A 21,835-nucleotide genomic window follows, 5' to 3' on the forward strand; every position below is an offset into this window, starting at 1 on the left:
CGCATCAGCCGGCGTCTGGACTCAGATCCAGCCCACTGATGCGCCTTACCGGCGTCTGCACCGCCGCCTCGAACACCCCGGGGCGGCTTTCCAGCAAGGTAAAATGCCGGCTGGCACGGGTGATCGCGGTGTAGACCAGCTCCTTGGTCAGCACCGGATTGCGCGCCTCGGGTAACACCAGCGCGGCGTGCTCAAACTCAGAGCCCTGGCTCTTGTGTACCGTCATGGCAAATACGGTTTCTACTTCCGGCAGGCGGCTGGGCAATACAAAGCGAATGTCGCCACTGCCATCGTTGCGCGCAAAGGCCACCCGCAGGGCTTCGGTCTCAGCCTGCCCGGACAGCAAAGCAGGCTCGCGAATGCGCAGGGCGATGCCGATATCGCCGTTCATCAACCCCAGACTGTAATCGTTGCGGGTTACCAGCACCGGACGACCTTCGTACCAGAGCTGATCACTGCGCAGCAGGCCACGCCGCTGCAGCAGTGTCGCGACCCGCTGATTAACCCCCTCAACGCCCCAGTCACCGCGGCGCACCGCGCACAGCAACTGGAAGCGCTCAAAGCTCTGCAGTACGGCACCTGCCCAGGCCTGCCACTGCGGGTCGGCGGCGGCTACCTGCGCATCAGGTCGCTGCTGCGCCAGCACCTGTAGATAGGCGGCGTAACCGGGCAGGCCGGTGTCACTACCCAGAACCAGGGCAGCGAATGCCCGGTCACCCGGACCGCTCAACCGCTGGCTGCGAATATCACTGAAGTTGCCGCGGCTGAGCAGCTCACGGGCCGGCTCGGCGGCGCAGCGGTTGACCGCCCGCGCCAGCTCGCCAATGCCGCTTTGCGCACCAAAGCGGTGGGAGTGCCGCAGCATAGCGGTCTGCTGGGCCAGCGCGTGCTGTTGCGCATCACCCGTTTGCAAGTCAGCCTGTGCCAACGACTGGCCACTGACCTGCTCCAGCCAATCGCGGGTTTGCTCGCTGTAGTAACCGGAGTCCGCGTCACGACAGAGGTCGCCGAGCACCGCACCGGCCTCGACCGAGGCCAGCTGGTCCTTGTCGCCCAGCAGAATCAGTCGCGCGCCAGGCGGCAGCGCCGCCAGCACGCAGCCCATCATTTCCAGGTCAATCATCGAGGCTTCATCCACCACCAGCACATCCAGCGCCAGTGGATTGCCCGCGTGATGGCGAAAGTGCCGGCTGTCCGGCAGGCTGCCGAGCAGACGGTGCAGGGTGCCAACCTCTTTGGGAATCTCTTTCTTTACGGCATCAGCGACCGGCAGTTTGCTGACCTGTTTGCCAATGGATTCGGTCAAGCGCGCTGCCGCCTTGCCGGTGGGCGCCGCCAGGCGAATTCGCAGCGGCTGGCCCTGTTCGACCGCCGGCGCCTGCAGCAGCGCCAGCAACCGCACCACTGTGGTGGTTTTGCCGGTGCCGGGGCCGCCAGTAATGATACTGAAGCGACCGCGTGCAGCCAGCGCGCAGGCAATACGCTGCCAATCGGGTTGCTGCTGACTGTCGGCAAACAATGCCTGCAGCCGCTGCGATAGATCGTCCGCCACCGGCATGGGCTGCAGGCGCTCGCGCAAGCCAGCCACCACCTGCCGCTCATATTGCCAATAACGGCGCAGATACACGCGTTGGCCGATGAGCACCAACGGGCGGCAACCCGACTGTGCGCTGTCTTGTGCATCGACTACCTTGCTCCGCGCCAGCTCAGCCTGCCACTGTTCAAAGCGCATACCCGCCAGCAGCTGCGACGGCAGCAGGGTGCTACCGGCACTCTCCCCTTCCGGCGGTAACGACAGGGCGAAATCCGGCGCCTGCAATGTCGCGGGCAAGTCCAGGCAGACGTGCCCATGGCCAAGCTGATGACTTACCAGCGCGGCGGCCAGCAGCACGCTGGCCGGGGTATCGGCCACCTGCTCCCGCAGAAACTCGGCCAGCGCGATATCCAGCGCACGCAACCAACCGTTGGCCTGCCATTGTCCGAGCAGCTCCAGCAGCGCGGCGCTGTCGCTCAAAAGAGCAGCGTCCGTTTCAGCAGGGGGCTCGGCAGCAGGTTGGCCGAGCAGGTCGAGCTGATCTTCTATCATGCGCTGACCTCCGTTAGCGGCTGGCCGGCGAACAGCCGGTCCAGCGCTTCTATCAACCGGCGCGGTGGGCGATCCTGCCAGAGCCCGCCACTGCTGGACTCTACCCCACGCATAAACCAGTAGAGCGCGCCGCCCATGTGCTGGTCGTAGTCGTAATCCGGCAGGCGTGCGCGCAGCTGCCGGTGCAGGGCCAGGATGTAGAACACGTATTGCAGGTCGTAGCGGTGTTCAGCCATCGCCGCAGCCATGGCGGCAGTGCTGTAATCCGCCGGCCCCTGCCCCAGCCAGTTGGATTTGTAATCCAGTACGTAGTAACGCCCGTCATGCTCGAACACCAGGTCGATAAAGCCCTTGAACAGGCCGTTCAACCGGTCGCGCTGCAAGGGCGCGCGCGCAACGCCATCCAGCGTATCCGCGCAGACCAGTTGATCGATCTGCTGCACATCGACGTGGGCCGCACTGAACATAAACTCCATCTCGCTCTGGTATTGGCCGGGCTGCAGCGCTGCCAGCGCCAGCCCCGTCTCTGGTACCAGACCCGGGCGCCGCAACAGATCGCTCAACCACTCACTCAGACAGCCAGCCCACTCGCCCCAACCGCGCCGCTGACAGCGCGGATAAAGCCAATCCAGCGCCTTTTCAGGTGCAGCCAACGCCGCAAAGCCTTCCGCCGCAGCCAGCTCCAGCAGGCCGTGCAGAAAGGTGCCCGGCTGCGGACCGCGGGGGAAGCGGTGAATGCTCGGCGGCTCACCCTTGCGCAGCGGGACAAAGCGCGACTGACGCTCGTCGTCGGTCATGCGCTCGGCAAGAGCGCTATCCACCGGCAATAGCGGTTGGTCGTGACTGATGGTCAGAGCGCTGTAGGAGCCAATCCACCAGGCAGCAAAACGCTTGTGGGTGGGCGTGCGCGCACTCAATTCGGCGCTCTGCGCCAGCAACGGCTGATAGCGCTGCTGACCCATCTCAGGTGCCGGCGCGGCACTCAACACCGCCCCGTCGGGTTGCCAGGCCTGCAGCCAGTCGGACAGGGCGTCGCTGGCCGGCAAAGGTTCGCCACCGGCCAGCAGATAGGCGATAGCGCTGCGGTGCAGTACCGAGGCCTTGCTCTGCCCACTCTTGAGGTCCGCCAACCCCAGCCAGCAGGCATGCCTGGCGCGGGTCAAAGCTACATACAGCAGGCGCAGGTCTTCGCCCAGGCGCTCTTGGTCGGCCTGGCGCAGCGTCGCCTCATCAGGCTCCAACTCCAGCCGCACGCGCTCACCATCGTGCACCCGCACCGGCTCGCCTTTTTTTGCCGGCCGGCTGTGGCTGATAAAGGGCAGAAATACCAGCGGATATTCCAGTCCCTTGGATTTGTGAATGGTCACCACCTTGACCAGCTCGGCGTCACTTTCCAGGCGCAGCACCTGATCGTCGCCAGCGCCCTCACCGGCCTGCTGAATAAGCTCGCGCAGGTGGCGAATCAGTGCCTGCTCGCCATCCAACTCGCGCGCGGCGCGCTGCAGCAGTTCAGCCAGATGCAGCAGATTGGTCAGGCTGCGTTCGCCGTCGCTCTGCAGTAACAGCCGCGCCGGCAACTGGAAGTCGTGCAGCAGCCTGTGCAGCATCGGCAGCACACCCTGGCGCTGCCAGCGCCGCCGGTAGTCGCGGAACTGATCCACGCGCTGCTCCCACAGCCGCTCGTCCTGATTGAGCAACTCCAGCTCAGCCCAGCTTAGGCCCAGGGTGGTACTGGCCAGGGCAGCGCGCAGCAGACGGTCGTTGCCCGGTTCAGCGCAGGCGCACAACCAGCGCAGCAAGTCTTGCGCCTGCTGGGTGTTGAGCACCGAATCCTTGTCGGATAAGTAGACGCTGCGCACGCCGCGGGCAGCCAGTGCCTGGCGAATCGCCTGCGCTTCACGCCCGGTACGCACCAGCACCGCCATATCCGCTGGCCGCACGGGTTGCAGACCGCGCTCGGGATGCGCAAAACCGGCATCGCCGCGCTGGCCGGCCAGCAGCATGTCCGCCATGGCACTGGCACAACGTTCGGCCATCTGCTGACGATAGGCCTCGCCGCTCAACGGCGCCTCACTGGGCAGATACCAAGCCGTTAGCGCAGGCGCAGGTTGGCCGGCGATACTCCACACCTCGCTGCGCCCACGCGCCTTGACCGGCAAAAACGGCAGCGGGTTGTCATTTCCCTGGCGGAACAAAAAGGCGCCCCGGAGGAACTGCGCCTCGGCGTGCGCAAACACGCGATTCACTGCCGCCACCATGGGCTCGCTGGAGCGAAAGTTGGTATCCAGGTTTTCATGTCGCCCGGCGGTGGCGGCACGCGCACGCAAGTAGGTGAAAATATCGGCACCGCGAAAGGCATAGATGGCCTGTTTGGGGTCGCCGATCAGCAGCAGCGCCGTACCTTGGTCGTTCTCCTCGACTCGGTAGATACGATCAAAAATCCGGTACTGCAGCGGATCGGTATCCTGGAACTCGTCGATCAACGCGACCGGAAACTGCTGGCGAATCACCTGCGCCAGCCGCTCGCCGTTGTCACCCTGCAGAGCGGCGTCCAGACGGGTGAGCATGTCGTCAAACCCCATCTGCGCACGGCGACGCTTTTCAGACTCGAAGCGCTGTTTTATCCAGGCGGCAGCGTGGCGCAGCGCCGCCTGCTCCGGGCCGCGAATGGCCGCCAGTTCGGCCGGCAACCCAACCATGGCATCCAGCGCCGGATGCGTTGGCGGTGAGCCGGTCTTCCAGATTTCCGCCAAGCCGTCTGGCGTCAGCCGCTCAAAGCCCTTGCCAATATCCAGCTTGAGCTGATCGGCATCGGTCGCCCAACTGCGCAGCTTGTCCAGCCAGCCCGCCAGATGGCCACGATTCATTTTTGTGCCGTTGAACGCCTTGGCTTCGCGCGCCTGCTCCAACAGCGCTTCCAGCTCATCCACCCAGCCCCGCCAGGGCGCCTTGAGTTCGGCCAGTTGCTGCGCCGCCTGCTGCAGACCGCTATCGATCAAGACCTGCAAATCCTGCTCTGCTGCAGCCGGCGGGTGATCAAGTAGTACCCGCGCGCGGCCCAGCAAAAGTTCCGGCTGCTGCCAGTGACTATCGACCCAGTTCAGTGCCGCGCCGTGCAGGCGATAGCACTGCAACCGCCAGTAATCCCGTGCGACCTCAGCCAACAGCTCGCGCTGATCGGTTTCCAGCGTCTGGGTAAACAGACTGCCACTGTCGAAGGCATGCTCATGCAGCATGCGCTGACACCAGCTGTGAATCGTGGAGACCGCCGCCTGATCCATCCACTGCGCGGCGATATCCAGCTTGCGCGCGCAGCTCGGCCAGTGCGCCGTGTCAGTATCGGCCAGCAGGTGCGCCAGCAGCGGGTCCGGGTCGGCCAGCTCACCGCGAAACGCCTGCGCAGCCTCGACCAGCCGCGCCCGGATGCGGTCGCGCAGCTCCTGGGTCGCGGCATCGGTAAAGGTCACCACCAGAATCTCCGGCGGCAGCAGTTCACGGCCGAAGGCGCTGTGTTCATTGCCATGCCCGAGTACCAGGCGTAAATACAGCGCCGAGATGGTAAAGGTCTTGCCGGTGCCGGCGCTCGCTTCAATCAGCCGGCTGCCACGCAGGGGGCAGCGCAGGGCCAGCGGCAAACGGCTCTCAAGCGTACTCATGACGCGCCCTCCCCAGCCAGACTGAACTCCAGCCAGCCATCATCACGCGCACTGAGCAGCGGCCGGTACAGTGCCTCGGCCCAGCCGGCGAACTCTTCGGTTGCCAGCAGGCTGGCAAAATCGGGATAGCTGCGCTGCAGCGCCACGCTCTTGTCGCGCTCGCCCAGCACGTAGCCTGAGCCTTCGTAGGTGATGCGCGCTTTGTCGAGGGCCTTGTCTTCATCGGTTTCCAGCAGAAAGCTGAACGCGGTCTCCACCGCGACCGGCAACGGCCGGCAGAGGCCTTGCTGCCAGCCCAGCAGCCAGTCACGCAGAATGGCTACCGCCCGCGACTGCTCGAGCGGCAACAGTTGAATATTGGCATCGGCACTGACCAGGCAGGTGGTTAATTGATAGCCGCTGGCAGCCGCCAGCAAATGCAGGCTGAGTTCATTGAGCAATTTGCGCCAACGCGGGGCTTTGCCCTTGCCATCCAGCGCGTTGCCGGTCATCAGTTGCAGCCGCAACAGCCCACCCAGCTCGCGTGAGCTGCGCACAGCTGCCAGCCAGCTGACCACGGCGATACCGGGCGCGCTGGCTTCCAACGCCAGCGGATGGGGCATCACCTGATCCCAGAGCAACGCCTGCTGGCGATACCGCTGCAGCTGATCCTGCAAGGGGGTGAGCAACTGCTCGCGCAGCAAATCACCAAATCCGGCCAGGGGCAGTTCACCGCGCTGTTGCAGCCGCGCAGCCTCCTGCACCAGCAGCGCGTCCCAGTCGGCGTCGAGCGGGGCCTGCTGCACCTGCTCGAGCAACCACTGACTGAGCTGGTGCCGCTGCAGGCCGTCGAGCGCAAAGGGCTCATCATCCTCGGCGCTACTGTGCTGCTCCTGCAGCCAGACCTTGAGCCGAGTAGTGAAAAAATGCTCGACCGGGTGCCGCAGAAAGCGCTGCAACGCAGCCAACTCGATAGGGGCCTCCAGCGCCTGTGCCGGCAGCGCTGCGTTCTGCTGCGCTAGCTGCGCAACGTCGTGCAGGGCGCGCCATTCGCTGGCATAACTGAACAGCTCGGAGTCGGCATCGAAGTAGCTGCGGCTAAACGGCTGCAGCGGGTGTTCGGTAGTCAGCGCTGTGAGCAGACCACCGCCATCGGCCAGTTGCCAGCCCGCCGCCAGATGGTCACGCAGCTGGCCGATCAATACCGAGGGTGGGCGTTCGCTATTGTCGCGAATGCTGCGCCCTACCCAACTGATATACAGGCTGTCACGGGCCGACAGCAGCGCCTCAAGCAGCAGGTAGCGGTCGTCTTCGCGGCGCGAGCGGTCGCCCGGCCGGTAGTCGCGCCCCATCAGATCAAAATCCAGCGGTGGCTGCGCACGCGGGTAGTCGCCGTCGTTCATACCCAGCAGACAGATATGCCGGAACGGAATGGCGCGCATCGGCATCAGCGTGCAGACGTTCACCGCGCCGGCGAGAAAACGTTGGCTGAGCTGCGACTGGCCGGCGCCATCCAGCCAGGCCTCGGCCACCACATTGAGTGGCAAGGGGCTGTCCAGCGCCACCCGGTCACACAGCTCCAGCCAGTTGGCCAGACTCTCCTGCAGCTGCGCCAGCAGCAGCTGATCGCGCTCGGTGTCGGCGCTGAAAAAATCTGCCAGCAACTGGCGTAGGCGCTCACCCCAGATCACCGGCGCGGCCGGTTCGCGCAGTTGCTGCTCGTGACGATCGAGTTGCTGCAGCAATTGGCTGAGCGGACCGATCAGCGCGGCATCCAGGCCACCGATTTCATCAAAGGGTTCTATCTCCTGCCAGGCGCCAGCGCTGCCGCCGGCGTAGCCGAGCAACATGCGGCGCAGGCCGAAGCGCCAGCTGTTGGCCTCCAGACCGGCGGGCAGGCCCAAAGCCTCGCGCCGCTGCTGATCCAGCCCCCAGCGTACGCCGGCACCCTCGATCCAGCGATGCAAGGTGGGCAGCTCCGCTTCGTTCAACGCAAAGCGGTTGCGCAGTGCCGGCACGTCGAGCAGGTCAAATACCTCGCTCACCGGCAGGCGACTATCGGGCAGACGCAGCAGGTGCTCCAGGGCAATCAGCAGCGGCTCTTGGCCGCGCTGGCCCTGATCGGCCAGGGTATAGGGGATGGCACGCGGGTCCTCCGCGCTGTATTGACCGAATACCGCCTGAATGTGCGGGGCGTAGGTGTTCACGTCTGGCACCATGACAATAATGTCGCGCGGTTTCAGCGTGGCATCGCTGGCAAAGGCAGCCAGCAACTGATCATGCAGGATCTCGACTTCACGCTGCGGGCTGTGCGCGATGTGAAAGCGCAGCGAATGATCCTCTGCGGTCTGCAGGGGCGGCCAGTGCGCGCGGGTTTCCGCCAACGGCCGCAGTTCCAGAATATCGCTTTGCAACTGCGCCAGCAGGCTGTGTTCTGTTGGCGCCTCAAACAGGTCAACGCGGCCGCCGTTGAGGTCGGCAAAGCGCGCCTCATAGGCCGCCCGCTCATCGTGCTGATCCAGCAGATTGATGTAGTCACGCCCCTGCTTACCCCAGGCGGCAAGCAAGGGATGGGCGTGCTGATGCAGGCTGCTGTCGTCGAGTTCAACGGGCGCACCGGGCTTGCGCTGCTGGCGGCGATACTGGTGCCGCAGCAAGTCTTGGTCGGCCACGATGTCGCCCCAGTGAAACTGGCATGGGTTGAGCACGCCGAGCAATACCTGACTGAAGCGCCCGATCACCGCTAGCGCCTCCAGCGTCTGTGCCGGCAACGAGGATATGCCGAAAACAATGACTCGGCGTGGCAGCGCCGCGGGGCGCTGCTCGGCGTTCAGCAGGTGCTCGACAAAGCGCGGGTGAATACCGGCACGGCTGTCGCTTAAACGCTCGATGCCCACATCGGCCAGCACCGCGCGCCATAGCGCCGGCTGCCATAATTCTTCCTCCGCCAGTGGGCGGTAGCCTTCACGGGCCAGCCCGATGCGATCCTGCCCCGCCGCCCAATCATTCAGCCAGTCGGCCCGGTATACCTGATACTGGTCAAACAGATCGGCCAGGCGTTCGGCCAGTTGATAACGCTTGCGGCAGTCGCTGTCGTCGGCGAGAAAGCGTTTCAAGGGCGCAAACGCTGGCTGCTCAAGCAGCGCCGGCAGCAGGCGCATCAGTCGCCAGAGCAGGGGTTGCTTGTCGAGTGGCGACTGCTCCGGTACGGCGTCACGGCCCAGCACGCCGCGGTAGCTGTCCCACAGAAAGCGCGCCGGCAACTGCACGTCCAGCGCGGCGGCGATGCCACTGCCGCCCTGCTCCGGGTCCGCCGCCAGGGCCATCTGCAGCCACTGGGCGATACCGTTGCTCTGCACCAGTATCACCTCGTTCTCCAGCGGGCCGAGCGGGTGCGTACCCGTCCAGTCCACCACCAGTTGCCGCAGGGTTTCCAGGCGGTTGCCGTGAATGATCATCAGGCCGGGGGAAAGGCTGTCGGCGTCCTGCATCAAAGCTCCTGTCTGCGGGGAAAGCGGGTCAGTCTGGCACAGACCTGCGACAGAACTCGTCGCAGGCGATCAACAACAGCTTATACCTGACTACCCAGATAGCGCCGTTCCCAGGGCGTAATCTCGTCCATAAAGCTTTCCAGCTCCATGCGTTTGCTGGCCAGGTAACCGTTGATGAACTCGGCGCCAAAGAGTTCGCGGGCAACTGCGCTGCGGTCGAGCCGGTGGATGGCCTCGTGCAGAGTGCCTGGCAGTATCAGCTCATCCGGCGCGTTGAATTCGCCCTGCGCCGGGGCGCTGGGTTCACAGGCATGGTCAATCCCGTACAAGCCGGCCGCCAGCGATGCCGCCACCGCCAGATAGGGGTTGGCGTCAGCACCGGGCAGGCGGTTTTCCACCCGCCGCGCGACCGGCTCGCTGGCCGGAATGCGCAGTCCGGCGGCGCGGTTATCGTGCGACCAGCACAGGTTATTGGGTGAGGCGTAGGCATGACAGAAGCGCTGGTAGGAGTTCACGTAAGGCGCCATCAGCAAGGTCAGCTCGGCCATGCAATGCTGCAGGCCGCCAATGAAGTGCTGAAAGGCGGCCGTGGGTTGCTGGGTTGCCGCATCGGTGAAGATATTCTGCCCGCTGTGTTGCTCCACAATGCTCTGATGAATGTGCATTGAGCAGCCGGGTACGCGCGCCAGCGGCTTGGCCATGCAGACGGCGATCAACCCGTGCTTGAGCGCCACCTCGTGCAGCATGTGCTTGAACAGGAAGGTCTGGTCGGCGATCAGTACCGGATCGCCATGCACAAAGTTGATCTCGAACTGGCTGACGCCCATCTCGTGCATGAAGGTGTCACGCGGGATGCCCAGCGCCGCCATACCGGCGCTGATCTCGTCAAAGAACGGCTTGAGGCCATTACTGGTGCTGACGCTGAAGGCGCCAGCGCCCACTTCACGGCGGCCGTCCAGGCCAACCGGAGGCTGAAAGGCCTGGGTGTCGTCGCGGTTGGGCTCAAACAGGAAGAACTCCAGCTCGGTGGCGACCACCGGTGTCCAACCGCGCTCGGCATACTGGTTGACCACCTTGCGCAACAGTGCACGGGTCGACAGGCCCGAGAGCTGCCCATCCAGCTCCACGGCTTCGCAGATGGCCAGAGCGCGGGTCTGGTCCAGCCAGGGCAGCACGTGCGTTTGGTCAGCGTCGGGGCAGAGCACCAGGTCGCCGTCATCGTGGCCGTAAAACTCGGCGTCAGGGTAGCCGCCCATGATGCACTGCAGCAGCACGCCACGCGCCAGCTGCAAACGCCGCTCGCTGAGAAAGCCCTCCACGGTCATGACCTTGCCACGCGGCACCCCGTTCAAATCCGGGGTGACACATTCAATATCAGCCACACCCGCCAACCGCTCGGACATGGGGACTGCAGACAGGGGGGACGTCATGGCGCTACTACCTTTGCTGGCCGGTTTGCCGAAAATGGCGTTGCCGGATCATACCCCATCCGCTTGCAAGCAGACCAACCGGGTGAGAACGCGACTGTCCCAGCGAGCCATCAGGTCAGCGACAGGGACACTTGCAAAAAGAACGAACATTCATTCATTATTGATCAGCCAATACGCTGCGATCCGCAGCGACCATAAAGACAAGAAAGGTACTCCGATGAAATCAGTTGCCCGCCGTGGCTCAAGGCTCAGCCTTGGCCTGCTCGTGTTGCTGTTGTCCGGCTGTTTAAGCAGCGGTGGCGGCAGTGACTCGGACAATTCCACTACCCCGCCGCCTCCGGCCACCGATACCCGTGAAAACAGCGTTTACCTGCAGGCCGCCGCTATCGGCGTTGCCGACCTGGACGCAGCGCTCAAGGTCTACAAAGAAGGTCTCGGCATGACCGAGATCAAGCGCGTTACCCGCGATGACCGCATCGAGGTGGTGCTGCAGTCCGCCGACAAGCGCGGTTCCAATGTCGTACTGATGAGCTTCACCGACGGCGTGGGCCGCAACACGCAGCAGAACCCAGGCAAGCTGGTGTTCTATGCAAAAGACCCCGCCGCCTTTGCAGCACGCTTTGCCCTTGCTGGCGGTCGCATTACCGTGCCGCCGGCGCCCCAGGCCAGTGTCGGCGGTGTTGTGGTGGGCTTTGGCCGCGACCAGGACAACAACCTGATCGAGATCACCGGCAGTGACGGCGCCACCGATTCCTATTTCAGCGCCTTCGGCATCGGCGTGTCCAACCTCGAATCGGCGCGCGACTTTTACGTCGAGACGCTGGGCTTTGAGGAAGATCAATTCCTGCAGATTCCCGGCCAGTACGATGAGTACATTCTCACCTCACCGGTGCCCGGCAGCTCCGCCCTGGTGTTGATGCACTGGACCAGTGCCACACCACGCAACTACACCGACAACCCGGTGAAGCTGGAGCTGGCGGCCGCGCAGCCGCAACGCCTGAGCGACGCCATCAGCGAGTCCGGCGAGAGCGTTAGCCAAGAGCCCGCCCCTTCCGCCGATGCCGACCTGAATAACACCTTGGTGGGCTATGCCAGCGATGCCGACGGCACTCTGCTGGAAATTCGCCAGTCGATTCGCGCATACCTGAGCGGTGCCGCCATCGGCGTGGCCGATCTGGACGCCGCAGTCACTTTCTATACCGAGGGTCTGGGCATGCAGGAAATCGGGCGCCGCACCCGTGACAACCGCGAAGAAGTCGTGCTGGAATCCGCCGACGGCCGTGGCTCACAGGTTATTCTGATGGGCTTTACCGATGGCGTTAGCCGCAACTACCGACAGAATCCGGGCAAACTGGTGTTTTACGCCAAAGACGCCAATGTCTTTGCACAGAACATTCGCGATGCCGGTGGCGTGGTGCTGGTGGAGCCGGTGGACCAAGGCCCTGCGCTGGGCAACGCCATAGTCGGCTTTGGCCGCGACCTGGACAACAACCTGATCGAAATCGTCGGCGACAGCGCCGCCAGCGAATCCTACTTCGGTGCCTTCGGCATTGGCGTCAGCGATCTGGCCGCGGCCAAGGCTTTCTACGCCGACACCCTGGGCTTCAAGGTCTCGCTGTTTCTGCCCATTCCCGGTCAGTACAACGAGTACATTCTGCAGGGCTACGGCGGCTCGGCGCTGGTGTTGATGAACTGGACCAACGGCACGCCGCGCAACTACACCGACAATCCGGTGAAACTGGAGATTGCGACTGCGTCACCCGAGGCATTCATCGAGACTATCGATACGGCCGGCGAGCGGGTGCTGCAAGAACCCGACGTATCCGAGTATGTCGGGCGCGAAGGCGAGCTGGTAGGCTTTGCCAAAGACGCCGATGGCACTCTGCTGGAGGTACTGCTGGCGCCCTGGGGGCAACCGACAGACGCGCCCTGAAGCACGCAACAAAAAAGGCCAGCTGCGAAGCTGGCCTTTTCATTTCTGCGAAAGCGCTCAGAAACTCAGTGCGCGGTCGCCCTGCTCGTCCTTGATGCGGGTCGGCAGGCCCATGTCGTTCAGCAAGTTGATGAAGGGCTTGGCGTCCAGCTCTTCCACGTTGACCATCTTCTGCACATCCCAGGCGCCATTGGCGATCAGAATGGCCGCCGCGACGGGCGGTACGCCGGCGGTGTAAGAAATGCCCTGGCTGCCGACTTCGGCATACGCCTCGGCATGATCGGCCACGTTGTAGATGAACACTTCCTTGTCCTTGCCGTCTTTCTTGCCCTTGACCACATCACCGATGCAGGTTTTGCCGCTGTATTCCGGTGCCAGCGAGGACGGATCGGGCAGCACGGCCTTGACCACCTTGAGCGGCACCACTTCCAGCCCTTCGGCGGTGGTGACCGGCTGCTCGGACAGCAGCCCCAGGTTCTTCAGCACGGTAAACACATTGATGTAGTGCTCACCAAAGCCCATCCAGAAACGCACGTTCGGTACGTTCAGGTTCTGCGACAGCGAGTGCACTTCATCGTGGCCGGTCATGTAGCTGGTCTGCGGGCCGACCACCGGCAGGTCGTCGGTGCGCTTGACTTCGAACATCTGGTTGCTAGTCCACTGGCTGTTCTGCCAGGACCAGACCTGACCGGTAAACTCGCGGAAGTTGATTTCTGGGTCGAAGTTGGTGGCAAAGTACTTGCCGTGGCTGCCGGCGTTGATATCAATGATATCGATCGAGTCGACGCTGTCGAAGTACTCGTTATAGGCAATGCTGGCGTAAGCGTTGACCACGCCCGGATCAAAGCCGACGCCGAGAATCGCGGTAATGCCGTTCTGCTCGCAAAGCTCGCGGCGCTTCCACTCGTAGTTGGCATACCACGGCGGCGTCTCGCAGATCTTCGCCGGGTCTTCATGGATGGCGGTATCCAGATACGCAGCGCCGGTTTCGATGCACGCCTGCAGTACCGACATATTGATAAAAGCGGATCCAACATTGATGACCAGTTGCGACTGGGTCTTGGCGATCAGCGCTTTGGTGGCTTCCACATCCAGCGCATCCAATGCATGCGCCTGCAACGCACCGGCCGTTTTCAAGCTGCCCTTTTCATGCACGCTGTCGACCAGTGCCTGGCACTTGTCGAGCGTCCGTGAGGCGATATGAATGTCGCCCAGCACATCGTTATGCTGCGCACACTTGTGCGCAACCACCTGGGCTACGCCACCGGCACCAATAATCAGAACGTTTTTCTTCATTGCTCTTCCTCGCAACGCCTCCTTGGATAAAGGCTGGGGTTGTGGCCTCAGGAGAGGCTTTCTAGGTAATCCTGGAAACCGAACTCACGGACCAGTTGCACTTCACCATCAAGTTGCTTGATCGCAATGGCGGGCATGTTCACGCCATTGAACCAGTTCTTCTTGACCATGGTGTAACCGGCCGCGTCGATAAAGGAGAGACGATCGCCAACGTTCAGCTCGCGATCAAACTGGAACTCGCCGAAGATATCGCCGGCAAGACAGGATTTACCGCACACCATGTACTGATGCGGGCCATCGCAGGGCGCCATCTTGGCATCCTGACGGTAGATCAGCAGATCCAGCATGTGCGCTTCGATCGAGCTGTCGACCACCGCCAGCTGCTTGCCGTTGTAGAGAGTGTCGAGCACCGTGACTTCCAGCGAAGTGCTGAGCGTGATCGCCGCTTCGCCCGGCTCCAGATAAACCTGAACACCGTACTTCTCGGAGAACGCCTTGAGCCGTGCGCAGAAGCTGTCTACCGGATAATCGTCGCCGGTAAAGTGAATACCGCCACCCAGGCTGACCCACTCGACCTGCTGCAACAGGTGGCCGAAGCGCTCTTCGATCTGGCCGAGCATCTGGTCGAACAGGCCAAAGTCGCCGTTTTCACAATTGTTGTGGATCATGAAACCGGAAATCAACGGTAGCACCGCCTCAATCTTGGCAGCATCCCATTCGCCAAGACGGCTGAAGGGGCGCGACGGGTCCGCAATCAGAAAGTCGGAACTGCTGACGCCGGGGTTGAGCCGCAGGCCGCGCACGGTGCCCGCAGAGGCATCGCTGAAGCGCGTCAGCTGGCTAATGGAATTGAAGATGATCTTGTCCGAATTGTGCAGGACTTCCTCAATCTCGTCGTCGGCGTATGCCACGCTGTAGGCGTGGGTTTCACCGCCGAACTTGAGGCGCCCCAACTTGACCTCGTTCAGGGAAGAGGAAGTGGTGCCATCCATGTACTCACTCATGAAGTCGAACACGGACCAGGTGGCGAAACACTTGAGGGCCAGCAGGGCCTTGGCTCCGGAGTGTTCACGCACATAGGCGATCCTCTCCATGTTCTGCTTCAACTTGCTCTTGTCGATGAGATAGTACGGCGTCTTGATCAATTCGGTCGTGACCTCCAGTTGGCAAAAGCCCGGGGTATCGGGCGTGGGAAAAGCGCGCGATTATAGTTTAACCAGGCCGCTGCTTCGATAAAAAATTCCCCCGCAGCCGGCCACGCGACGATGCCAAGGGTACACCGGCAATGCTGCAATTTCACTTCAAGGCCCGCGCCAATGCACCACAGGCATCAAAATAACAATAAAAATGCATTAGCCATATCACGCGTCCTCTACCTATAGTTGATACAGCGCCATCCATTGTCCGCTTACAACAAAAGCGCGTCGTCCAATCGACGCCAGCCAATTTCAGGGAGACACCCGATGCGATCACGCACCCTAGTTCACTGTTTGAGCGCGCTGGCTGCCAGCATCAGCCTGAGCAGCTTCGCCGCCCCCAATCCCGCTACCGAAACAACCGCCGCCCATAACAAGGCGGTGCTGCAGCAGTTGCCCTTTGCCGACAAGCAAGCCTTCAGCGACGCCGAGCGCGGTTTTGTCGCCAAACTGCCCGACGGCAAGGTCACCAATGAAGACGGTTCGGTTGCCTGGGACATGAGCGAGTACGACTTCCTCAACAAGGAAGATGCCCCCGCCACAGTAAACCCCAGCCTCTGGCGTCAGGCGCGCCTCAACGCCATCCACGGTCTGTTCAAGGTGACCGATGGCATGTATCAGATTCGCGGTATGGATTTGGCCAACATGACCATCATTGAAGGGAACACCGGGCTGATCATCATCGACCCCCTGCTGTCTCCGTCCACCGCCAAGGCCGGTCTCGACCTTTACTACCAGAACCGTCCCGAGAAGCCTGTTGTTGCGGTGCTGTACACCCACAACCATGTTGACCACTGGGGCGGAGTGAAAGGCGTGCTCGACGAGGCAGACGTCAAGGCCGGCAAGGCGCACGTCTACGCGCCGGCTGGCTTTATGGAGCACGCGGTATCCGAGAACGTGATCGCCGGCCCGGCGATGAGCCGCCGCGCTGCCTACCAGTTTGGTGCCACATTGCCACCGGGCGAGCGCGGGCATGTCGACACCGGCCTAGGCAAGGCGCTATCCAAGGGAGATCGCACCCTGATTGCCCCCACCGATACCGTGCCGGATAACGCTACCTTGACCATCGATGGCATCGAAGTGCAGTTCCAGATGGCCCACGGCACCGAAGCCGAGTCGGAAATGATGATGTATTTCCCCAAGTTCAAGGTATTGGATACCGGCGAAGTCACCAGCCAGCACATGCACAACGTCTACACCATCCGCGGCGCGGCGGTGCGCGACGCCAGTGCCTGGTCGCATTATATCGATGTAGCACTGGAGCGCTTCGGTGACGACACCGACGTACTCATTGGTCAGCACCATTGGCCTGTGTGGGGCGAGGACAAAACCAAGCAGTTTCTGTCGGTGCAACGCGACATGTACAAATACTTGCATGATCAATCGGTACGCATGATCAACAAGGGCTACCTGCCGGGCGATATCGCCGAGCAGCTCAAACTGCCCGAAAGTCTGGATCAACAGTGGTATGCCCGTGGCTACTACGGCACGCTGAGCCACAACGCCAAGGCCATCTATCAGCGCTACATGGGCTGGTACGATGCCAACCCGGCCAACCTCAACCCGCTGCCACCCGAGCAGAACGCAGCCAAAACGGTTGAATACATGGGTGGTGCCGACAAGGTTATCGAGCAGGCGCGTGAAGATTACGCCAACGGCGAATACCGCTGGGTAGCCTCGGTAATGAGTCAGGTGGTCTTTGCCGAACCCGGCAATCAAGCAGCCCGTGAGCTGGGCGCAGATGCCCTGGAACAGCTGGGCTATCAGGCCGAGGCCGGCACCTGGCGCGGCGCGTATCTCACCGGTGCCATGGAGCTGCGCGACGGCTCGACCAAGCCCACGGACGGCTCACTTTCGCCCGACGTACTGCAGGCCCTGGACACCGGCATGTTCTTTGATTTGATGGGAGTGCGCCTGGACGCCGACAAAGCCGCTGGCAAACATCTGGTGATCAACTGGCAGTTAACCGACACCAAGGAAAATTACCGCCTGAATCTGGAGCACTCAACGCTGACCCATCGCGCCAATACCCAGGATGATGCAGCACAAGCCACCGTTGTAATGACGCGTGAAACGCTGAACCAAATCCTGCTGAAACGCACCACCTTCCCGGATGCGGTGAAAGCTGGCCAGATCAAGGTATCGGGCGAGCCTCAAGCCTTCTTCGGGCTGCTGCAGATGCTGGAAGTACCTTCCGGCAGCTTCCCGATCATTGAGCCAATAAAGGATTAAGCCGCCACGGCGTGCTAGGCAGCATAGATAACCCGCCACTCGGCGGGTTATTTGCATCAGGGTTGCTGTAATGAAATCATCAACCGTCCGGTAAAGAATGCTCGTTGCTTGCCAAGGTTGAACAAGCGCGGTGCAAACAGCCAGCTCTGGGTCACGCCCATCAGCTGGGTGTAGATCAACAGTGCCAACTGCTCTGGCGCTTGCGTCTTTGGCACGCTGTCGTTGGCCTGTGCCGCCACTATCTGCTCCTGCAAGGTGCCTATCATGCTGCGCGTCAGTTTGCGCTCACGCTTGAGCGTCGCTGCAACCGCCTCGGTCAGCTCGGTTTTGTTCAACAGAATCTCGAACGACTGCCGAAACCAGGCATCCTCCACCAGCAGCTCCAGCCAGCGCGCAACAAAGCGCTCTATGGTGGCCAGTGGCGGTAGATCGGCTTCACGCGCTTGCGCCACCAACTGTTCCAGCGGCTCCTGCGAGTAAGCCAGTACCGCTTGAAACAGGTCGTCCTTGTTCTTGAAGTGCCAGTAGATAGGCCCGCGACTGTAACCGGCCTCGGTGCCAATCATGGCTAATGTGGTATTGGAGTAGCCGTTGCGACTGAACAGCGTCAGCGCGGCTTCAATAATTTTCAGGCGGGTTTTTTCCGCGTCTTCTTTGGTTCTGCGCATGGGTGTTCCAACAGGTGTTGCCGGCAACCTGGCTGCCGGCAACAGTCAGGCCTGATCAGAGAGCGCCCTCGGCCGCCATCTGCATGTACTGGGTATCAAAACGCAGTTTGATATTACCGGTATCGCCAAGGGTTTTGTCGTTCGGCAGGCTGATACCGACAAAATCGGCAGAGTCGGCACCTTCACCCAGCAGCCCTTTCTCGAAGGAGAACTGACGCACGCTGTCCATCGCCTCCACCGCCTCAGCACTGCGAATGAACGTCAACGCATTAGCGGGCTGCCAGAACATTTTCATGCCTGCCAACTGCGCTTCATAACCTGCCTGGTCAGTACCCGAGGCTTCACCCAGAGCAGCGCGAGCCTTCTGCCCTGCTTCGCTGTCGGTGCCCATGTCCGCCATCAGTTCAAACCAAGCGCCAACCAGAGCTTTGCCCAGTGCCGGATTGTCTTTCAGGGTCTGGGTGTTGACGATGGTCAGATCCTTGATGTGACCGGGAATCTGGCTGGAGTCGAACACGCGGTTGGCCCCCGGCATGCCGAGCATCTCATCCAGCAACGGATTCCAGGTCACCACGTTCTTCACATCCGGGGTATTGAAAGCGGCCACCAGATCAGCATCGCTGGTATTGACCACAGTGACGTCACTCTCGCTCATACCCACCGAGTCCAGCGCACGGGCCAACAGATAATGCGAAACAGAAAGCTCAACCAGATTGACCTGCTGCCCCTTGAGGTCTTTCAGATCACTACTGCCCTTCATCACGATGCCATCGTTGCCATTGGAATAGTCGCCGACAATCAGCGCCGTGGTATCCACTCCCCCGGCGGCAGGAATCGACAGTGCGTCCATGCTGGTGGCGACTACGCCGTCAAACTGCCCGGCGCTGTATTGATTGATGGATTCGACATAATCATTGATCTGCACGATCTCAACTTCGATGCCGTACTTGTCGGCCCACTTTTTCATCAGGCCCGATTCGTCAATGTATTTCCACGGAATCCAGCCGGCGTAGATGCTCCAGGCCAGCTTAAAACTGTCTTTCTCTTGCGCTGAGGCAGCCGGCACCATCGCTGTTGTGGCCGCCAATGCGATCAGTGCCCCGGATACAACCTGCTTGAAACGTCGTGCAAAAGGTACGGACTTTTTCATGGTTCTACTCCAGATGGTTTTAGTTATCACCTTGTTACAGGTAGACAGCAAGAACCGGGCCGCCAGCAGCGGCCCGCTCGGATCAGAAGAACTTGAGATAGCGCTTGAGCTCCCAGTCGGACACGTGGGTGTGGTACTCGGTCCATTCCTGGCGCTTGTAAGTGACAAAGCTCTCGAACATGGCGTCACCCAACACCGCCCTAGATAGTGGGTCCGCCTCGAACGCGTCGATGGCCTCCCCCAGGTTCTGCGGCAGCATTTCGATGTCCATTTCACGGACCTGCTGGTCTGTGTAGTTGTACATGTTCTCCCGGTGTGGCGCGCCCGGGTCCATGCTTTCACGAATCCCTTCAAGCCCGGCGGCCAGCATCATCGCCGCGCCCAAATAGGGGTTGCAGGCAATATCCGCCGCACGACATTCAACCCGCGCGCCCTGGGAAGGTATGCGCAACATGTTGGTGCGATTGTTGTTGCCGTAGCAGACAAACACCGGCGCCCAGGTCGAGCCCGACATACTGCCCTTGCGCACCAGGCGTTTATAGCTGTTGACCGTCGGTGCAATGACGGCGCTGATTGCTTTGGCGTGCTTCATTACACCAGCAATGAAGTGGTAGGCCATTTCCGTTACACCACAACCATGCGGGTCACTGCCGTTAGCGACGTCAAACAGGTTCTTGCCGGTTTCCCGGTCAGCCAGCGACATGTTGTAGTGCGCACCGCTACCGGTGCGCGTGGCAGAGGGTTTGGGCATGAAACTGGCGAAGGCACCGTGCTTGCGCGCTATCTCGTTGGCCATCAGGCGGAAAAACACCAGGCGGTCGGCCATGCCCAGTGCATCGGTGTAGGTGAAATCGGTTTCAAACTGCCCGTTGGCGTCCTCATGATCGAAGGAGTAAACATCCCAACCCATCGCGTTCATAGACTCGACTAGCTCGCCAATAATGGGCATGTTGTCCATTAATCCGCGAGGGTCGTAGCAGGGTTTGGCCAGGGTATCGCGCGCACTGATAGGCTCGAAGGAACCGTCCTCGCTGTCCTTGAACAAAAAGAATTCGGTTTCGATGCCCAGGTTGAACGTCAGCCCCAGGTCAGCTGCATGGCTGACTTGGCGCTTGAGAATATTGCGCGAGCAGGCCTCAAAAGGGGCGCCATCCAGGTACTGATCACTGGCAAACCAAGCCAATTCAGGATTCCACGGGCAGACCGTTGCGGTAGCGGCGTCTGGCATGGTCGCGACTTCGTTGTCGCTGATATCCTGCGGCACTCCGTCCAGTGCAGCGCCCGTATACAGCTCTGACCCTTTCATCATGCGACCAAGGTGCTCTAGGGGCACAAACTTGCCCTTGATGACGCCATGCAAGTCTACATAACCGCCGAGCGCATACTTAACGCCCCGATCCTGCAGTGTCTGCTTTAGTTGCTCGGTTGTGGTGTGCTCGCTCATGCTGATACTCCATTGGTCCTGACCGCACCCGCTGCGGTAACTGGTACGAATCTTCCATTCAACATACATGCCAGCATGCATGTATGTTGAATGGACAGTCCCTTTTACAGCAGCCGAGAGAAACCCGGCGGATTCGTGGAACACCAACTTATGAAAGAAAATCAGATAGTTGTTAGAACTTACCGGGCCGGAAACTTTAGTCTACAGAGCGGCGAGACGCTCCATGATGCTCAGTTAACCTACGTACAAGTAGGTCAGTTGAACGCCGATAGGAACAACCTGGTAGTGCTGCCGACGTACTATGGTGGAACACACGAGGGCAACCTGCCTCTGATTGGTGCAGATAGTGCCCTGAGCCCTGAGCACTACTGCATCGTCATACCCAACCTGATGGGCAACGGCCAATCCAGCTCCCCAAGCAACGCACATCCGGATCAGCGAAGCGCTCGCTTTCCATCAATCAGTCTGTATGACAATGTCCGTCTTCAGCATCAGCTTGTGCAGGCGAACTTTGCCGATGCATCCATCGCCCTAGTAGCGGGGTGGTCCATGGGCGGTATGCAGGCTTTGCAGTGGGCGTGCCTTTATCCAGAGCAAGTCCGTGCGGCTGCGAGCATCTGCGCCACCGCTCGCTGCTGGCCGCACAACCAAGTATTTCTTGAGGGCGTCAAAGCCGCCCTCACCTGCGACCCTACCTGGGATAACGGCGATTACAGCACTCCGCCCGCCGCGGGCCTCAAGGCCTTCGGCCGAGTGTATGCCGGCTGGGCTTACAGCCAGGCGTTCTATCGCAACGAAACCTACCGTCAACTCGGCCATCAATCCATCGAAGAGTTGCTACGCTTTTGGGAAGAAGATCATCTGCAGCAGGACGCTAACGACCTGTTGTGCATGCTGGATACTTGGCAAACAGCCGACATCAGCCGCAACCCGGCATTCAATGGGAATATGTCCGCCGCCCTTGGCGCCATTCAGGCCCGCTGTCTGATCATGCCAGGCAGTACCGACCTCTATTTCACCAGAGAAGATGCCCTTTCTGAGGCGGAACAGATTTCCAACGCAACCTTTACCCTGCTCGAATCCGAGTGGGGGCATTGTGCAGGTGCCTTCGGCAGAAACCAGCATGACACAGACTTAATTGTTGCTGCGCTCCGGCTACTGATTGAACCGGATAGAGGTGATTAAGCTCGGGCTGTTGCACCCAGTAACCCAGCGACCAAGTGCAAACAAAAGGAGAGCCGACCACTAGCCTACTGTCAGCGCAGGGGTAGTTC

12 protein-coding genes are annotated in these 21,835 nt (G+C 61.3%); 3 read left to right on the plus strand and 9 right to left on the minus strand.

Going from position 1 to position 21,835, the window contains the following annotated elements:
* Window positions 1–4 precede the first annotated feature (4 nt).
* From recD to V7747_RS15300, 4 genes are all read right to left on the minus strand, one after another.
* Window positions 5–2,086 (minus strand): exodeoxyribonuclease V subunit alpha, encoded by a 2,082-nt coding sequence (gene recD, locus V7747_RS15285; RefSeq protein WP_335616873.1) that lies wholly within the window; start codon window positions 2,084–2,086, stop codon window positions 5–7.
* Window positions 2,083–5,742 (minus strand): exodeoxyribonuclease V subunit beta, encoded by a 3,660-nt coding sequence (gene recB / locus V7747_RS15290; protein WP_335616874.1) that lies wholly within the window; start codon window positions 5,740–5,742, stop codon window positions 2,083–2,085. The genes recD and recB overlap by 4 nt, the downstream gene beginning before the upstream one ends.
* Window positions 5,739–9,212: an exodeoxyribonuclease V subunit gamma gene (gene recC / locus V7747_RS15295; RefSeq protein WP_335616875.1), complete on the minus strand. Its 3,474-nt coding sequence runs from the start codon at window positions 9,210–9,212 to the stop codon at window positions 5,739–5,741. The genes recB and recC overlap by 4 nt, the downstream gene beginning before the upstream one ends.
* 80 nt (window positions 9,213–9,292) lie before the next feature.
* On the minus strand, window positions 9,293–10,642 hold the full coding sequence (locus V7747_RS15300; RefSeq protein WP_335616876.1) for a glutamine synthetase family protein: 1,350 nt from the start codon (window positions 10,640–10,642) through the stop codon (window positions 9,293–9,295).
* A gap of 217 nt (window positions 10,643–10,859) precedes the next feature.
* Here V7747_RS15300 and V7747_RS15305 point away from each other — a divergent pair, with 217 nt between their 5' ends.
* A complete protein-coding gene (locus V7747_RS15305) occupies window positions 10,860–12,575 on the plus strand; it encodes a VOC family protein (RefSeq protein ID WP_335616877.1) in 1,716 nt (571 codons plus the stop codon).
* Between the two features lie 57 nt (window positions 12,576–12,632).
* Here V7747_RS15305 and V7747_RS15310 read toward each other — a convergent pair whose 3' ends face one another.
* Window positions 12,633–13,871, minus strand: coding sequence for a saccharopine dehydrogenase family protein (locus tag V7747_RS15310; protein WP_335616878.1), 1,239 nt, complete (start codon window positions 13,869–13,871; stop codon window positions 12,633–12,635).
* A gap of 47 nt (window positions 13,872–13,918) precedes the next feature.
* Window positions 13,919–15,016, minus strand: coding sequence for a carboxynorspermidine decarboxylase (locus V7747_RS15315; RefSeq protein ID WP_335616879.1), 1,098 nt, complete (start codon window positions 15,014–15,016; stop codon window positions 13,919–13,921).
* Window positions 15,017–15,334: 318 nt separating this feature from the next.
* On the opposite strand from V7747_RS15315, the gene V7747_RS15320 reads away from it, so the two are divergent.
* A complete protein-coding gene (locus V7747_RS15320; RefSeq protein ID WP_335611446.1) occupies window positions 15,335–17,299 on the plus strand; it encodes an alkyl/aryl-sulfatase in 1,965 nt (654 codons plus the stop codon).
* A 56-nt stretch (window positions 17,300–17,355) separates the two neighbouring features.
* Here the strand turns inward: V7747_RS15320 and V7747_RS15325 are convergent, their stop codons facing one another.
* From V7747_RS15325 to glnT, 3 genes are all read right to left on the minus strand, one after another.
* Window positions 17,356–17,967, minus strand: coding sequence for a TetR family transcriptional regulator (locus V7747_RS15325; protein WP_335616880.1), 612 nt, complete (start codon window positions 17,965–17,967; stop codon window positions 17,356–17,358).
* Window positions 17,968–18,022: 55 nt separating this feature from the next.
* Window positions 18,023–19,036, minus strand: coding sequence for a putative urea ABC transporter substrate-binding protein (locus V7747_RS15330; protein ID WP_335616890.1), 1,014 nt, complete (start codon window positions 19,034–19,036; stop codon window positions 18,023–18,025).
* 163 nt (window positions 19,037–19,199) lie between these two features.
* A complete protein-coding gene (gene glnT, locus V7747_RS15335; protein ID WP_335616881.1) occupies window positions 19,200–20,561 on the minus strand; it encodes a type III glutamate--ammonia ligase in 1,362 nt (453 codons plus the stop codon).
* A gap of 150 nt (window positions 20,562–20,711) precedes the next feature.
* Between glnT and V7747_RS15340 the strand changes: the two genes are divergently transcribed.
* Entirely contained in the window at window positions 20,712–21,746 is a 1,035-nt protein-coding gene (locus tag V7747_RS15340; protein WP_335616882.1) for an alpha/beta fold hydrolase, read from the plus strand.
* Window positions 21,747–21,835: the final 89 nt, after the last annotated feature.

The sequence above is a fragment of the Halopseudomonas sp. genome, assembly GCF_036960865.1.
In the GTDB taxonomy this organism is placed as follows: Bacteria; Pseudomonadota; Gammaproteobacteria; order Pseudomonadales; family Pseudomonadaceae; genus Halopseudomonas.

Bases quoted from the DNA above. Each gene is read 5' to 3' on its own strand.
- recD (WP_335616873.1), bottom strand. From the start codon at position 2,086: ATGATAGAAGATCAGCTCGACCTGCTCGGCCAACCTGCTGCCGAGCCC.
- recB (WP_335616874.1), bottom strand. From the start codon at position 5,742: ATGAGTACGCTTGAGAGCCGTTTGCCGCTGGCCCTGCGCTGCCCCCTG.
- recC (WP_335616875.1), bottom strand. From the start codon at position 9,212: ATGCAGGACGCCGACAGCCTTTCCCCCGGCCTGATGATCATTCACGGC.
- V7747_RS15300 (WP_335616876.1), bottom strand. From the start codon at position 10,642: ATGACGTCCCCCCTGTCTGCAGTCCCCATGTCCGAGCGGTTGGCGGGT.
- V7747_RS15305 (WP_335616877.1), top strand. From the start codon at position 10,860: ATGAAATCAGTTGCCCGCCGTGGCTCAAGGCTCAGCCTTGGCCTGCTC.
- V7747_RS15310 (WP_335616878.1), bottom strand. From the start codon at position 13,871: ATGAAGAAAAACGTTCTGATTATTGGTGCCGGTGGCGTAGCCCAGGTG.
- V7747_RS15320 (WP_335611446.1), top strand. From the start codon at position 15,335: ATGCGATCACGCACCCTAGTTCACTGTTTGAGCGCGCTGGCTGCCAGC.
- V7747_RS15325 (WP_335616880.1), bottom strand. From the start codon at position 17,967: ATGCGCAGAACCAAAGAAGACGCGGAAAAAACCCGCCTGAAAATTATT.
- V7747_RS15330 (WP_335616890.1), bottom strand. From the start codon at position 19,036: ATGGTGCCGGCTGCCTCAGCGCAAGAGAAAGACAGTTTTAAGCTGGCC.
- glnT (WP_335616881.1), bottom strand. From the start codon at position 20,561: ATGAGCGAGCACACCACAACCGAGCAACTAAAGCAGACACTGCAGGAT.
- V7747_RS15340 (WP_335616882.1), top strand. From the start codon at position 20,712: ATGAAAGAAAATCAGATAGTTGTTAGAACTTACCGGGCCGGAAACTTT.